The 15304-nt window shown below is 39.6% G+C and carries 12 protein-coding genes and 1 pseudogene; 9 read left to right on the forward strand and 4 right to left on the reverse strand.

What is annotated here, in order from left to right; translation table 11 throughout:
• Positions 1 to 15 precede the first annotated feature (15 nt).
• Positions 16 to 1080, reverse strand: a pseudogene (gene glgA / locus AC5JMK_RS21960) (glycogen synthase GlgA); the annotation flags it as partial.
• A 276-nt stretch (positions 1081 to 1356) separates the two neighbouring features.
• Between glgA and AC5JMK_RS21965 the strand changes: the two are divergent.
• Entirely contained in the window at positions 1357 to 2262 is a 906-nt protein-coding gene (locus AC5JMK_RS21965) for a DUF2382 domain-containing protein (RefSeq protein ID WP_096675584.1), read from the forward strand.
• Positions 2263 to 2789: 527 nt separating this feature from the next.
• Entirely contained in the window at positions 2790 to 3641 is an 852-nt protein-coding gene (locus tag AC5JMK_RS21970) for a DUF2382 domain-containing protein (protein ID WP_495911022.1), read from the forward strand.
• Positions 3642 to 3694: 53 nt separating this feature from the next.
• On the opposite strand, the gene AC5JMK_RS21975 is transcribed toward AC5JMK_RS21970, so the two are convergent.
• Positions 3695 to 5047, reverse strand: a complete 1353-nt coding sequence (locus tag AC5JMK_RS21975) for a sensor histidine kinase (RefSeq protein WP_096675582.1) — start codon at positions 5045 to 5047, stop codon at positions 3695 to 3697.
• A gap of 192 nt (positions 5048 to 5239) precedes the next feature.
• The gene (rnc, locus tag AC5JMK_RS21980; RefSeq protein ID WP_096675581.1) at positions 5240 to 5959 is read right to left on the reverse strand and encodes a ribonuclease III; all 720 of its coding nucleotides are present in this window, start codon (positions 5957 to 5959) and stop codon (positions 5240 to 5242) included.
• Between the two features lie 404 nt (positions 5960 to 6363).
• Here rnc and AC5JMK_RS21985 point away from each other — a divergent pair, with 404 nt between their 5' ends.
• From AC5JMK_RS21985 to AC5JMK_RS22000, 4 genes are all read left to right on the forward strand, one after another.
• Positions 6364 to 6555 carry a GNAT family N-acetyltransferase gene (locus AC5JMK_RS21985; protein WP_495911023.1) on the forward strand — a complete coding sequence of 64 codons (192 nt, stop codon included), beginning with the start codon at positions 6364 to 6366 and terminating at the stop codon, positions 6553 to 6555.
• A gap of 92 nt (positions 6556 to 6647) precedes the next feature.
• A complete protein-coding gene (locus AC5JMK_RS21990; RefSeq protein WP_096675580.1) occupies positions 6648 to 8762 on the forward strand; it encodes a prolyl oligopeptidase family serine peptidase in 2115 nt (704 codons plus the stop codon).
• Between the two features lie 201 nt (positions 8763 to 8963).
• A complete protein-coding gene (locus tag AC5JMK_RS21995; RefSeq protein ID WP_096675578.1) occupies positions 8964 to 9539 on the forward strand; it encodes a Uma2 family endonuclease in 576 nt (191 codons plus the stop codon).
• 31 nt (positions 9540 to 9570) lie between these two features.
• Positions 9571 to 9762 carry a hypothetical protein gene (locus AC5JMK_RS22000; protein WP_495911024.1) on the forward strand — a complete coding sequence of 64 codons (192 nt, stop codon included), beginning with the start codon at positions 9571 to 9573 and terminating at the stop codon, positions 9760 to 9762.
• Here the strand turns inward: AC5JMK_RS22000 and sbcC are convergent, their stop codons facing one another.
• Complete coding sequence (sbcC, locus tag AC5JMK_RS22005) at positions 9763 to 12792, reverse strand: exonuclease subunit SbcC (protein WP_495911025.1); 3030 nt, start codon at positions 12790 to 12792, stop codon at positions 9763 to 9765.
• A gap of 759 nt (positions 12793 to 13551) precedes the next feature.
• On the opposite strand from sbcC, the gene AC5JMK_RS22010 reads away from it, so the two are divergent.
• From AC5JMK_RS22010 to AC5JMK_RS22020, 3 genes are all read left to right on the forward strand, one after another.
• Positions 13552 to 14277, forward strand: a complete 726-nt coding sequence (locus AC5JMK_RS22010; protein WP_096675576.1) for an ABC transporter ATP-binding protein — start codon at positions 13552 to 13554, stop codon at positions 14275 to 14277.
• Entirely contained in the window at positions 14274 to 14684 is a 411-nt protein-coding gene (locus tag AC5JMK_RS22015) for a GNAT family N-acetyltransferase (RefSeq protein ID WP_096675575.1), read from the forward strand. Before AC5JMK_RS22010 ends, AC5JMK_RS22015 begins: the two co-directional genes overlap by 4 nt.
• A 265-nt stretch (positions 14685 to 14949) precedes the next feature.
• Positions 14950 to 15234 (forward strand): hypothetical protein, encoded by a 285-nt coding sequence (locus tag AC5JMK_RS22020; RefSeq protein WP_096675574.1) that lies wholly within the window; start codon positions 14950 to 14952, stop codon positions 15232 to 15234.
• The last annotated feature ends 70 nt before the right edge of the window (positions 15235 to 15304 follow it).

Consider the following 15304-nt stretch of genomic DNA (forward strand, 5'->3'; position numbering starts at 1 on the left):
GCACCCTAAGAGCTAGTCACATAAAGGCTTTGATAGTTGTCGGAGATGTCTATTGATTCCAGGTTCTGTAGCAGAACCTAGTAAAACAAATTGCGCTCCTTTATTGAGTGCATGATAAATTCCATGATGCACAAGATGTACACCCTTTTGATTATCCAATCGACCAATATAAGCAATGATTGGTTTATCACTATGAGCAAGCATTAATCGCTCTCGCAAAGCTTTTTTGTTATATGCTTTTTGTTCAAAATCAGCCTGGGTATATTTGTAAGGAATGTAGCGGTCAATTTCGGGATTCCAAAAATCATAATCAATCCCGTTGAGTACCCCGCTAAATTTGTCTTGGTACAGATGCAAGGTATGACCTAAACCGCAGCCAATCTCTGTAGCTTGTGCTTCCCAAGCATGGTGGGGTGAAACTGTGGTTACAGCATTAGAGTAAACAATACCCCCCTTCATCAAGTTCAAAGCAAAGGGATTAAAGTTGTCACGTAAGTAATCGTACTGGAAGTAATACGACTCTCGGTTTAAACCCGTTCCCCGCAGAATATCAATACCAGCAAGTCCTTGGTGCTTAAAGTTGTGGATGGTATAGCAAACGCGCTGATACTCCATGCCATGATATTTATAAATTTCATAAAGCATGACTGGAATTAAGCCTGTTTGCCAGTCATGGCAATGAATGATATCAGGTCGCTTGTTGCTTTTAAGCAAGAATTCTAAAGCTGCTTTGCAAAAGAATGCAAAGCGCATGTTGTCGTCATCACAACCGTAATAGCAGCCCCGGTTAAAGAAATTGTCCTCACAGTGGGGTTCAATAAAGAAACATACCCGCCCATGTACCCAACCGCAGTACACAGAACAATGAATTGCAGCGTCATACCAGGGTACCCACAAATTGAGATAAGCGTCGTGAAGTCCCCAAATATGGTCGTAGCGCATACAATCATACTTGGGCAATATGATCTCAACAGAATGCCCACGACCTTCTAATTCCCGACTCAGTCCGTAAACTACATCACCTAAACCCCCTGCTTTAATTACAGGAGCGCATTCGGAGGCGATTTGCACAATGTACATGCCCTATCCTCACTTCACAAAACTTCATCTTTCCATCTTCTCACCAGTATAAGAAAGATGTACTCATTGACAATAGGGTAGTGGGATGATATCCAAAATTGCGATTGTTAGGTAGTGGTTAGTTGTTAATCATGTCTAATCCCCAATCCCTCACACCAAAATACATCCATAGATAACATCTCTAAGAAACTGATTCACTCGTTAGGAAGATAAATAAAACTCAATAAATTAATAGCGTAGTACTGAAAAGATAAAAAACAGCTTAGGGAGATCAATATGGCTCTTTATAAACTAACAGATTTTGATCCTAACTACCGCAATAATCTTGGTGGAAATGACATCAAAGGAATGAGTGTTTATGTAGAAGGAACTGATGAAAAGATTGGTACAGTTCATGATGTTTTAGTAGGCGAAGAAGGTCATTTTCGCTATTTAGTTGTGGACATGGGCTTCTGGATTTTTGGTAAGAAAGTATTATTGCCTATTGGACGTACTCGCGTAGATCATAATAGCGATCGCGTCTATGCTATTGGTATGACTAGAGAGCAAGCAGATAACTTACCTGAATATGACGAACGTCAAACTGTGGATTACGATTATGAAGAACGAGTACGGGGTGTATATCGTAATCCTGCACCAGTAGAAGCATCTGCTCCTCTGACTGGACAAACTAGTGTAGAGATGCCTTATCAGCCAGTTTCTAATACTGGTTATACTGGTGTTACTCCCGAATATGATCGTGACAGCTACACCTATGATCGTGAACCTTCTTTGTTTGGGTTGAATGAACAAAATCATCAAAATCTCAAACTATACGAAGAGCGCTTGATTGCCAACAAACGACGTGAGAAAGTTGGGGAAGTAACAGTTGGTAAGCACGTTGAAACAGAAACTGCAAGAGTTGCAGTTCCTGTAGAAAAAGAGCGAGTAGTCGTTGAACGAGTTACTCCCAATGAAGCAGGTAGACCAGTTGCTCCTGGTGAAGCAAATTTCCGTGAGGGTGAAGTTGCTCGCGTGGATATCTACGAAGAAACTCCCGATATTCGTAAAGAAGCTGTAGTACGTGAAGAAGTCAGAGTTAGAAAAGAAGTAGATCGCGATACTGTTGAGGCTCAAGACACAATTCGTCGTGAAGAATTGGATGTAAATAGCCCTAATCTACCAATTGATGAACAACGTTAATGATGGATGTAACGAGCCTAATATTGTTTATCAGGGTTATTTTCTTCTCGTCTAGTCCGCCAAGAATTAAAATTCTTGGCTCATAGCTTAAATTGTCTAAAAACGACTTCAAAATCTTTTAGTCCACTTTAAGTGGAGTTTTGCTGTTAGCCCAGAAATAAATTTCCGGGCGCGTTATGCTAAGAATAAAATAACCCTGGTTTGTTTATAGTCTGTCATGAGTTGAATTATTGACTACACTCATTCTTGCACTGATTTTTTTGTGCCAGTAAATAAAGTTTATGGCAAATAAGCTAAACTTTAAAGACACCAAACTGAATCAGAATTATAGCCTGTTAAAACAGGCTTAAACTTTGAAAGATAAACTTTAGTTCATAGCTAAGTGCAAGATATGAACTATAAACATGAGATTGATCACTAGTTCGATGAGAAGTGTAGGTAAATCAAATTGATTTTGCCTGCACTTAATCACTTGTAAATAAAAGTCATATGATAGTTTTCTCGCTTAATAATATTTTATTCATGAAATGAAAAAACAATTAATTAATACTAATCAAGTCCATGTTCACGATTTGCTTAACAAATTGATAAGAAAGATTAGAAATTTTGCAGTGATTGATAGGCAAGGTTTACTAATCGGTAGAGTTAGAGATTTAATTATAGATTACAATCATAAAGTTAATATAATAGTCACTAGTTTTACACCGTTACCAAGTCTCCAATCTTCGGAACATCATAGTTCTCTGCTGTTACCTAGCAAATTAATCAAGAAAATTGACATAGCTACTAAATCTGTTTTATTAGACATAGATAAATCACAAATTAAACATATGCCTGAATATTCTCAATCACCAATGACTAACAATAATAATTTAGAAACTTCCAAGATAGAGCCAGTCATTAGTACTGCTCAAGATATTAATTTAGAACAAAACGACATTGGTGAAAAAACAGAAGAAGAAATTATTCGTTTGTTAAGTGAACGATTAATTGTCAATAGAAAAAAACGAAAAGCTGGTGATATCATTGTTCGTAAAGAAATCGAAACACGAATGGTACAAGTACCAGTGCAATATGAAAAACTTGTAATTGAACAAGTCAGTCCAGAAAATAAATTACTTGCAGAATTCGCTATCAGTCAAGGAGAAATTTCTGGTGTTGAACTGAGCCAAGTAGAAAAACACGAAGTTGATATACATGATCATAATTTGACTGTAAGTGGAGACTTTAATTCACCAAAAATTGCTAGTCTGCTTTTAAATGCGATCGCATTAGAACGAAATCATGGATGTCAAAAAGTACGAGTGACTATTGTGGTCGAAAATGAAGAATATCATCAAAAATATGAGGAGTGGTTTGAACGTACGTCAGTTAAGTAAAATTTATCATAATGGGTAGGGGCGTAGACGCGCTACCCTTACAAGCTAACAAATTACAACAAAGGCAACAATATTGTAAATTTTGTACCCACACCCACTTCTGAAGATAAATTAAATTTACCACCATGCCTGGCTGTAATAATACGATAACTTACTGCAAGGCTAGTTTCTTTGTTGGCTCTTTTTTCCACAGAAAAAGATTCTATAATCTCCTGTTTGAATTTATCAGAAATTCCTAGACTATTATCCTGAATATAAATAGCAACCCATCGTGAATCTGGCACTTCTGGTATGGTAGATTCTTGAGAGATAACTTCTGTAGTAATTTTAATTCGTGGTTTATTAGCTTGTTTGATAGGGTTTAACCGATGTCGTACTGCTTCATCAAGTAATAAGTCTACAGAGTGACTTAAAAGATTCATAAATACTTGATGTAGTTGTCCAATAAAACAAGATATCGGAGGTAGACGACCGTAATTTCTAATTATTTCTATCTCTCCCTGAATACTGCTATTGATGATTAACAAAATATTATCGATACATGCATGTAAATCGGCAGGTTTGGGATAAACTTCATCAATATGACAAAAATTTTGTAAGCTAATAACTAATTTTTTTAATCTTTCTGCTCCTGTACGAATACTAGTAAGAGCTTGTAATAAATCTTGTTCTAAAAAATCAAATTCTATTTCTTGTTTGAGAGAATTTATTTCTTCACAAGGTGATGATAACTTACTTTCATAAGCTGCAATCAGTTTGAGTAAATCTTGGCTGTAATTGGAGACATAAGTTAAGTTACCCCAAATAAAACCCACTGGATCTAAAATCTCATGAGCAATCCCATCTACCAAACGTCCTAAATTTGCCATCTTATCATTTTGAATCATTTGAGCTTGGCTACGTTCGTAGCGCACTTGAGTTTCGATACCACGAATTTGCCAAGAAGCAATATTCAATTGCTGTACATCTAACAATGTGTAAGTATCATCGACAGTTTGTACAACCACTGGTTCTGCTAAAAGTTCAGGCGATCGCCTCAGCGCTAGTTGCATCGCTGCCAAAATCGGCGTAGTTTCAGGCAATATTAAAGTTGGAGTACGAGCATAACTGTAAATTACACTTAAGGGTTGGCTCAAAAATAACTCTTGTCCGTAGGGACGGATGAAAAATTCCAGCAGTCGTCGCTGCGAAATCATCCCAGTGTAATTTCCCTGTTCGACCAAAATTACTCCTGGTAGCAGTGGGTTTTTCTCAAATACTTTGGCTATCTCTGTACCAGTACAGCTAGTTTCAACTTGGAAGTTATACAATTGTAGCTCTTGGAGAGTAGACTCTAAATCAAGATCGCGATCGCTACCATTTAAAAGTAATGGCGGTGGTATTTCTGAATAATGTTCCTGTGCCACTTGACACCCTAAAATTTATACGACACGTAGACGAGAAGCCAATATTCTAACCGTTGAGATCGCTAATTGGTAATTGGTAATTGGGGTAGTAGTAGTGATTAGAGTACGTAGTGTCAATGTGTCCAAATTTTCACAGGTTTATCCTAAAGTACGATCGTTAGCTCCTACTTTATTTGTGTAGACTTACTTAATTCAGTGTTCTTCTTGTGTGCTTAAAGTTAAATAAGCAACTTTTGCTGCGGCTTGTTCAGCAGCTTTAATTGAACGTCCCTTACCTTCACCAAGTTTTTGTCCGTGCAGCCACACTTGAGCTATGAAACGATCTTGATTATTATGAGGCTGACTAATTTCTACAACTCGGTATTCTGGTAAAACCTTAAAATGCGCTTGAGTCCATTCTTGGAGAGCAGCTTTGTAATTTAGTCTAGCTGGATCAAGGCGAATTTCTGCTGCTAGTTCTTTGAAGTGAGGATCTAGCCAAGGACGAATTAAATCAAGATTGTTAGTACTAAGGTAAAGCGCTCCTAGAACAGCTTCAAAGGCATCTGCTAATCTCGATTGTTGACCAACTTTATCAGCAGTGGCACTGCCAGCCACAAGTAAATATAGTTCAAAACCGTAAGAGCGTGCTAACTGGGCTAAAATGCGATCGCTCACTAATACCGAACGAATTGCCGCAAAATCTCCTACCGGACAATTGGGATAATTTTCCCACAACACAATTGCTGACACCAACCGCACTACAGCATCACCAACAAATTCTAGATGTTCATAATTTGCTGAGTCAGATACGGTCGGATGAGTCAGTGCTAAGTCCAGCAGTTGCCATTGAATTGGTCCTTCTACTGCCAAACCCAATTTTCTGACTAGACTTTCAAGTTGTCGTTGTCGGCGTGGATAAGCGAGGGTCATCCGATTTTAGATTTTGGATTTTAGATTTTGGATTGATGAGGCACAGGTGGCACATTATGTCGCCACATTGAATGCTCTCAAAAAAGTATTGGTCAATAATCATTAGAGCGTGTTTTTTGTATAGATCAAGTACAACTTTATTAAAACATATAGCTTTATTTGACTTCATATAGGTTCATTATCTATGTATTTTGGGAAAACTTCACAATAAATAATAGCAGCCGACCCCTCTAGATAGAGGGGCATAATTACCTGTCGATCACTACCTTGCTTCATGGTCAGTTTCTACTTAGCTAGTAATCGTTGACACTGCTCAAGCATGAGTTTTACGAGTCGTGATGCTTATATCCCCCGGCTAAAAGCATGGGGATATAAGCAAACTTTCCTGAATTCATTCATCCGTGATGTGGGTTTTGCCAGAGTATCGTGGTTTTGGTTTTGCAAATGATTTGTTGTTCAAGGGAACACGAGTATTACAGAATATCGGAGTTTGGCGGGTGTTTTGCGATACAGATGTGAACAATTTACCAATGATTTCTGCTTTAAAACGAGTTGGCTATAGACAGTACAGTCAGCCTTGGGAGCGTCCGCTTTGAACTTTGTGTATAACAATAACATGAAGCGATCGCATAATTAATTACATTTCTCGGTCAAAGTCCAGCGCACCAAACTTCTGGAGAAACGCAACATGACCAAACAACCAAAGCCGCCCGTTGCACCTGTCAAACCTGTTACAGACAATTACTTCGGTACGCAGGTAACGGACAATTATCGTTACATGGAAAACTTCAATGATCAACAAGTGCAACAGTGGGTAAAAGCGCAAGCCGATTTTACAACCCATACGCTTGCACAAATTCCGGGACGCAATACCTTTTTTAAGCGCATGGTGGAATTAGACGCTTCTGTTCCGGCAAAAGTAAGCTGCGTGTTGCGCCTTGCTAATAGCAAAATTTTCTACCTCAAATCTACGGCGCAAGACGATGTGTGGCAACTGTACATGCGAGACGGCATGAACGGCAACGAAATGCTTTTGGTTGATCCTGACAAGTTTAAACAAGAAACAGGCAACCCGCACGCAATTAACTGTTTTATCCCCTCGTGGGATGGCAAGTATGTGAATTATAGTATTTCGGCAAATGGTTCAGAAGAGGCTTCGCTTTATGTGATCAATACTGAAACTCTTGAAAATATAGACAAACCGATTTCGCGGCTGCATTGGGGCGGAGTTTGGTTGCCTGATAACCAGTCATTTGTCTACACCCGCGATCAAGAGATGAAAGAAGGCATGGCGAAGACTCAAAAGTATCAAAAAAGCAAAGTCTATTTGCACAGACTTGGCACAGATATAGAACAAGATAACCTTATCCTCGGTCATGAAGTGACTTCTTTGGTGAACATTTCAACTGTCGCAGTTCCCTTTGTTATTGCCCTTCCCAATTCCGACTATATATTTGCAGTCATCCTCTACGGTACACAGAAAGAACTAGATCTCTATGTCGCCACCCTCGCTTCATTCAATGAAGGTACACCAGAGTGGAAAAAGATTTGCGATGCGATCGATGAAGTCATACTTTTTGAAGTGCATGGAGAAGAGGTGTATTTGCTAACGCATAAAAATGCGCCTCACTATAAGATAGTCAAAACTTCGCTGAAAAATCCTGACTTTTCGAGTGCTGAAATTGTCATGGCAGAAAGCGATCAGATAATTGAGTATATATTTGCCGCTCAAGATGCACTTTATGTACTAACAAAGAATAATGGTAGTAACAAATTCATCCGCATTACTTACGACGGTAAAACAGAATCACTCAATCTGCCGTTTGCTGGCACAGTTGACTTTTTTGGAAATGACCCCAGAATCACCAAAAATGATCCCAGAGTGGCAGGAATTTTGCTCAGTGTTACGACTTGGACAAAATTTTACAGCATCTACGAATACGAACCGCAAACCAATCAACTCACGCAGACACAATTACAATCGCAAGGTAAATATGACGCACCAGATGATTTAGTAGCTCAAGAAGTCGAGGTGCGATCGCACGATGGGACGATGATACCGCTTTCTATTGTCCACAAAAAAGGTATCAAACTTGATGGTTCAAATCCATGCTGGTTGATTGGTTATGGGGCTTACGGTTTTTCCATGTACTTAGGCTATCAACAACAAAATTATGCCTGGTATGAGAAAGGTGGTATTATGGCGATCGCTCATGTGCGCGGTGGTGGTGAAAAAGGTGAAGCGTGGTATCGCGCCGGATTTCAGCAAACAAAGCCCAACACTTGGAAAGATTTTATTGCTTGTGCTGAATATCTAATTAAAAAAAAATATACCTCGCCTGCAAAACTGGCGGCAGAAGGCGTTAGTGCAGGTGGTATTTTGATTGGTAGAGCCGTTACAGAACGTCCTGATCTGTTTGCAGTAGCAATTGCACGGGTAGGCGCGATGAATGTAATTCGCTTTGAAACAATGGCAAACGGAGTGAACAATATTCGCGAATTTGGGAGTTGCGCCACCGCAGCAGGGTTCAAAGCACTCTACGAAATGGATGCATTTTTGCATGTCCAAAATGGTGTGAACTATCCAGCAATGATAATAATCCACGGCATCACTGATCAACGATGCGAACCTTGGCAATCAACAAAATTTGCGGCGCGAGTTCAAGCCGCCTCAGCAAGTGACAAACCTATCTTACTCCGTATTGACTATGAAACAGGACACGGCGTTGGTTCAACCAAAACGCAACGTCTCCAAGAACGAGCCGACATCTTCGCCTTTATGATGTGGCAATTTGGGTATTAAGGGATCGAGGATCAAGGACAGGGATTAATTTAGCAGCAAACTTATAAGGAAGGCTGGCTGAAAACCCGCCCCAAACAGCAACGTAGTTGCGAATTTCGTGATTAGTATCAGTGGTCGATTTTTCATTCCCTTGTTGTAGTCGAAAAGCCTTTAAAGATGCCATAGCATGGTATTATTACAACGACTATTCAGGCTAACTGTATGGTTACAAGTCCTTTGACATTAAACCTAGACACGGTTCACCTAACGGATGAACAGTTCTATCAGCTATGTCAAATTAACCGCGAGTTGCAATTTGAACGAACGCCCAAGGGAAAATTAATTATTATGCCACCCGTTGGCGGAGAAAGTGGGAATCGAGAAGCCGAATTAATGATCGATTTGGGAATATGGAATCGCCAAACGCAACTCGGTTATACTTTTAGTTCCTCTACTATATTTAAGTTACCTAATGGTGCTGACCGTTCTCCAGATGTTGCTTGGATTCGCAGAGAACGATGGGAAGCACTCACACCTGAACAAAAACGTAAATTTCCTCCCATTGCACCAGATTTTATCATCGAGTTAAGGTCAGCAACCGACGACCTAGAAACCCTACGTCAGAAAATGCAAGAATATCTTGATGCAGGAGTGCAATTGGGATGGTTGATTAATCCTCAACAGCAGCAAGTGGAAATTTATCGTCCAGGACAAGATGTGGAAATGCGAAACTTTCCTACAGAATTATCCGGTGAAAATATATTGCCAGGATTTAGGTTAAATCTATTTAATTATTAAGTATTGACTTCTCCGACGCTTGCTTTAGCGCGTGGGATTCTTCCAGAAAAATATTTTCTGTGGCATAGTCAAAGATGCTCTACTGATTCCTTATTCAGGTGTTGTCACTAACAATAGAGTCAGCATTACTGTTATCAAACTAATGACTACGCTCTATATATTTAAGCTGACGGTGTTACGCGATCGCTCATTTGTCTTAACTTCTAAGAAACACATTCGGTAGCTAAACCATCAAACGCAACTGCGAACCTTGCTGACTTTTATTCACCTCAATCCGTGCTTGAAAAGCTTCCTTCAGGTGTGGCATATGTGTCACTGTGAGAATACAAGCAAAATCCGGGGCGATCGCATTAATTGCAGCAATCAGGCGATCGCATCCTTCTGTATCCTGTGTACCAAAGCCTTCATCAACAATCAGCATTTGCAAAGCAGCTCCGGCGCGTTGTGCAAGTAATTTTGCCAAAGCTAAACGAATCGCAAAGTTAATTCTAAACGCTTCCCCACCAGAGTAAGTTTCATAGGCTCTTGTACCTCTAGCATCGGCAATCAAGATATCTAAAGTATCAATTAACTTGCTATTTTTCTTCGTAGCTTTACCATTACGTCCAGCTTTTTGTGTCACAAATTGTACATGTAACTGATTAGCACTAAGGCGGGAAAGAAGTTGATTTGTCTCTGCTTCTAGTTGCGGCAGGACGTTTTCAATCATCAGTGTTTGGATACCATTTTTACCAAAAGCTTGAGCTAATTCGTGGTAAACACGGTGTTGATCTTTGGCTTGTTGCTGTTCTTGCTGCTGTTGCTCATATTGAGTTTGCAGCATATCGAGCTGGTGCGCCATTTGTTCTAAGCGCCCCAATTGGGTGATTTGTTCGTCAAGTTGGCGACGCCGAGTTGCTAATTGCTGCTCTAAAGCTTGAATTTGGGCTAGAGGATTGCCTGTTTCCTCAAGTTGACTAATAATACTTTCAATTTGGCTTTTTAGTTTTTGCCTTTCTGCCCATCTTGCTTGTAAAGCTACTTCTAATTCTTGCGCTCTAGCTTTAAGTTGCGGATACTGCTGTTGTGCTGCTTGTAATTGTTGGTGGCGCAATTGCCAACCTTGGGCTTTGCGTACAGCAACACGGAGGTTATTATGCTGTTCAGTGTCATAACCAAGTTCGGCGATGAAATTATCTAAAGCGGTGATTTGTTTAGCACATTCAGAATCAATCGCCTCTTGCTTAATTCTTGCTTGCAACTGGTCAATTTGTGCTTGCAGTTCTGGTTTTTTCGCTTCTATTTGGGCTTGGCGTTTGGTAGCGTCTCTAATCTGTCCTTGTTTAATTTCTGCCCAACGCCAGCGTTCTACTTCACTGCGAGCTAAGGCGTGATTTTGCTCATTATAGTTGAGTTGTTGCAGATAATTTTCTAACTCTAGGAGTTCGGCTTGTTTGTCGGGTGCATATTCGCCTAGTTGGAGCGATCGCTCTAGTTGTTGTTTTTGAACCGCAATATCTTGTAATTGTTGTTCAACATCAGTTGTTGCTTGTAACTTAGCTGCTAATTGTCCTCTTTGTTCTCGTAATGTGTCATAGGGAGACAATTGTTGAGATATATCTCGATATTCTTGTCTAAGTACCTGAATTTCTCTGTCGGAAACAGCCATCTGTTCTCGAACTACCCACAATTGTCCTTCTGTATCTTTATACTCAGATTTGGTTTTATCTACAACTCGATTCCAGTGATGCTCATCCAAACCCCTTTCGCACAGAGGACAAATGGCGTTGGGAGTTTGCAGCATTTGGATTTTTTGCTCTAGTTCTCCCAGCAATCTTTCATAATCGCGTTGATGAGCTTGCAACCGTTCAATAAAATTCCGTCGTTCTTGTCCTTTTTCCTGAACTCGTTGCAGATAGACTCGCTTTTTCTCCAATTCTTCAATCTGGATTGCGACTTCCATCACCGCTTGTTGCAGTTGGGGTTGGCGTCGCTGCTGAGATTGTAATTGATTTTCTGTGGCTTGTATTTGTTCTAATCGTGCTACTAATCCCGCTTGTACGCGCACGATTTGGCTGTGTAAAGTTGCTCGTTGTTGCAGCAAGGGAGAAACTTGTAATTGCAATTCATCCAATTGAGCTAGATGCTGACGCGCTGTTGTCAATTTAGACAAAGCTGCTTCGACTTCACTCGATTTATTGAGAGTTTGTTGAATTTCTGCATCTTGCTGACGTAATGCTTCTAATTGCGCTTGCGTTTGTTGCAGTTGTCGTTCTATTTCGTTAATTTGTTTGGTCAGCTGCTGTTGCTTTTGTTGACGGGTGGTTTGAGCGCGGGTGTATTCTGCAAATTTGGTACTTGTGGCTTCTTCTTGAGCTTGTAGATTTTGGTATCGGCTGTATCCGGTGGTGATTTCTGCTTCTTGAGCTAATAATTCTTCTAATGTGGATAGCTGAGTTGCAATTCGTTCCCGCTCGTGTTCGAGGCGATCGCAATCTTGAGTTAAGTTTTGATATTGCTGTCTGACAAAATTTAGTTGCTCTTCCCAATTCTGTCGTTGGTGCTGGACAACTTGCAAACTTTGTAATTTAATATTTTCAAAAGCTTGTACTTGTTGGAGTTGATTGTGTTCGTTTTCTAAGGTGACTCGTTGAGTTGCGATCGCCTCTCGTTCTTTGAGTTGAATTTTCATCGACTCCAAAGAGCGTTCTAATTCTTCGGCTTTGGCTTTAAACTGACGCGATAAATCTTTTGATCGTTCTTCTAATTCATCATATTGATGAAGTTTTAATAATTCCGCTAATATTTCCTTGCGTTCGCTTGGACGTTTGAGCATAAATTCATCTGCTCGACCTTGACGCAGGTAAGCAGAGTTAATAAAAGTATCGTAATCTAGCTTAATATGCTGCAAAATCGTATCTTGAGTTGCCCTTACTCCTTTACCACTCAGTGAGCTAAACCCTTTTGGTGTTTCGATTTGAAATTCCAAAACACTACTACCACCACGAGCGCGAGTACGAATCACTCGATAAGTTTGCTCTTGGCTGATTCTAAAAACGAAATCTACTTGAACTTCTTTTTCGCCAGTGTGGACAACATCATCTTCAGTATTGGCTCTGCTTTCCCCCCAAATTGCCCAGGTGATCGCTTCCAATAAAGAAGATTTACCAGCGCCATTAGCCCCACAAATACACGCCGTATGCAAACCGCGAAAATCCAAAGTTGCATCACGGTAACTGAGGAAATTTTTCAGAGTTAGTTGAACAGGGATCATCTAGACTAGAAAACCATACCTTTTTTTAATTAGTAGCAGCACACCACTCTTTTTGTTAGTTTAACTAGATAAAAATCATGTTTCTAGTCTTAAAGACATGAATTTTACAATTGTTAACAATAATTGGAGAGATTTTTTTCTTGTTAATTTAATTATTTTGCTTCTGGCGTATAAAAATTAAACCCAGGTTAACATAAGATAGTCTTCATTTCTTTGCCATGTCTTTCGCTTTGCAAGCAGAGAGCTAGCTGCGGGATTTGTTAGTTATTAGAGTTGTGGATGGTTGCTTGCATGAAAAATTGTTGATCTGACAAATGAAGAGTAGGAGCAAATAAAAGCGGGTAGTTTGAGATTTTCTTGATTAGGGCTGGTAGATAAGAATGAGCGATCGCAATTTTGCTTTGAACAAGAAAAAATTTAAATATGGTAACATTCACTCTATTTTCATTTTGTTACAATTGATTCTTATCTTTATGAATTCCTCCTTATACCAATTTAATATGAAAATGCATATATATAGAGAGAAGCAAACTCGATAAATTTAAATAGCAATGAGCCGCTCATTTAAGATTGAAATCGCAGATAGCGAAGAGGAATTAAAAAAACGTCTACAAACAGCTAACTGGGGAAACCAGAAAGAAAAACTACAGATGTTGTAGTGGCTCAAAACTCGGCGAGTTAAGGAGCAACAAGAAATCTGAATAAGTAGTCGGATCAGGAGATGAGTAGAGATAATAAAGATAAGAGAACAAATGACAAATGACAAATAACAAATCATCAATCATTCAACTAGAAAATATCTTTAAAATCTACGGTAGTGGTGAAACTGAAGTCAAAGCACTCAACGATGTGAATTTGGTGATCCACGAGGGCGAATATTGTTCAATTATGGGACCATCTGGTTCTGGTAAATCTACAGCTATGAATATAATTGGCTGTTTAGATCGCCCCACATCAGGACATTACTATTTAGATAACCTCGATGTCGCACAAATGGATGATAGCGAACTTGCTCACATTCGGAATAAAAAAATTGGCTTTGTCTTTCAGCAATTCCATCTTTTGTCTCAGCTATCAGCACTAGAAAATGTGATGTTGCCGATGGTGTATGCTAGTGTGGACTCTGCCGAAAGACGCGATCGCGCGGCCGAAGCACTCAAGCGCGTTGGTTTGGAAAAACGTATTAACAACAAACCGAATCAATTATCTGGGGGACAACAACAAAGGGTAGCGATCGCCCGTGCAATTGTCAATCGTCCGGTATTAGTGCTAGCAGACGAACCCACTGGTGCGCTTGATTCCCGTACCACCCAAGAAGTATTGGATATTTTTACTGAACTCAATACCACTGGGATTACTGTCGTCATGGTAACTCACGAACCAGAAGTTGCTCGCCAAACTCAACGTATCGTCTGGTTTCGTGATGGACAAGTTGTACATTCCCACCTCACCCCGGCTGATTTGACTCAGATGGCAGTATCATGATCATCATCTACAAACGCGATCTAGAAAATGTTGACTGGGAGGAAATGAAAGCAACGCTCAGTCAAGATAAATTTGACAATGGTAGGAGTCCAGAACAACTAAGAGTATCGTTTGCTAATAGCTATGCAACTTGTATTGCTTATGCAGGCGATCGTATCATTGGAACTGCTCGTGTTTTATCTGATGGTGTTTGTAATGCTTACATTGTCGATGTTTGGACATTTAGTCCTTATCGCCATCAAGGTATTGCTACTACCATGATGCGAACTCTATTGACAGAATTACAAGGGCAACATGTGTGTTTATTTACAGATGATACTATTGATTTTTATAAAAAACTTGGCTTTACCCAGAAAGAAACCTGCCTAGAATTAGTCGTCGGTAACTGGTTGAATAATCAAGTATAGTATCTCTCTTCTATTTTGAAAATTTAAAAACCAAATTTCTGAATTCTTTGAATAAGTCGGAAATCTTGTTTTTCATAGGAGTTGTAAAAATTGAGAGATCAGATCCCCGACTTCGCATGAGTTGTCGGGGATCTTGTTTTTCACGAATAATTTAATTTCTCTATCTTTCAATAGAGGAGAAATATCTATCTACAGATATCAAGGTTGAATTGGTTCACTCTGATAGAATCTCGACATAAACAAAAAATTATCAGAGGGGATTCTTATGTCTGAAGAAATTAAACCAAATGTTGAGCAAGCTTCTACTGAAGATGCAAAACTAACTGCTGAAGAAATTGCCAGTGGTGAAGCAAAAGCGCCTAGTGTTGATATGGACAAAGATTATCAAGCAGCACAGCAATTGAGTGTGGGTAAGGGTGCAAAAGCAAGCCAAGACGCCACTGCACCAGAATATCAAATGGCTGAATCAGAGGAGAAAAAAACGGAAGCAAAATCAACAGGCGATCCTGCTGATTATAAAGCAATGGCAGACGAAATTGGCTCTAAGTAATACTCATTAGTCATTTGTGGGAATAATTTTGACAATTGACCAGTTATTAGTTATCAGCTTCTATCGTTTA

This window comes from Pelatocladus sp., from assembly GCF_059505505.1.

Bases quoted from the DNA above. Each gene is read 5' to 3' on its own strand.
- AC5JMK_RS21965 (WP_096675584.1), top strand. From the start codon at position 1,357: ATGGCTCTTTATAAACTAACAGATTTTGATCCTAACTACCGCAATAAT.
- AC5JMK_RS21970 (WP_495911022.1), top strand. From the start codon at position 2,790: ATGAAAAAACAATTAATTAATACTAATCAAGTCCATGTTCACGATTTG.
- rnc (WP_096675581.1), bottom strand. From the start codon at position 5,959: ATGACCCTCGCTTATCCACGCCGACAACGACAACTTGAAAGTCTAGTC.
- AC5JMK_RS21985 (WP_495911023.1), top strand. From the start codon at position 6,364: ATGTGGGTTTTGCCAGAGTATCGTGGTTTTGGTTTTGCAAATGATTTG.
- AC5JMK_RS21990 (WP_096675580.1), top strand. From the start codon at position 6,648: ATGACCAAACAACCAAAGCCGCCCGTTGCACCTGTCAAACCTGTTACA.
- AC5JMK_RS21995 (WP_096675578.1), top strand. From the start codon at position 8,964: ATGGTTACAAGTCCTTTGACATTAAACCTAGACACGGTTCACCTAACG.
- sbcC (WP_495911025.1), bottom strand. From the start codon at position 12,792: ATGATCCCTGTTCAACTAACTCTGAAAAATTTCCTCAGTTACCGTGAT.
- AC5JMK_RS22010 (WP_096675576.1), top strand. From the start codon at position 13,552: ATGACAAATAACAAATCATCAATCATTCAACTAGAAAATATCTTTAAA.
- AC5JMK_RS22015 (WP_096675575.1), top strand. From the start codon at position 14,274: ATGATCATCATCTACAAACGCGATCTAGAAAATGTTGACTGGGAGGAA.
- AC5JMK_RS22020 (WP_096675574.1), top strand. From the start codon at position 14,950: ATGTCTGAAGAAATTAAACCAAATGTTGAGCAAGCTTCTACTGAAGAT.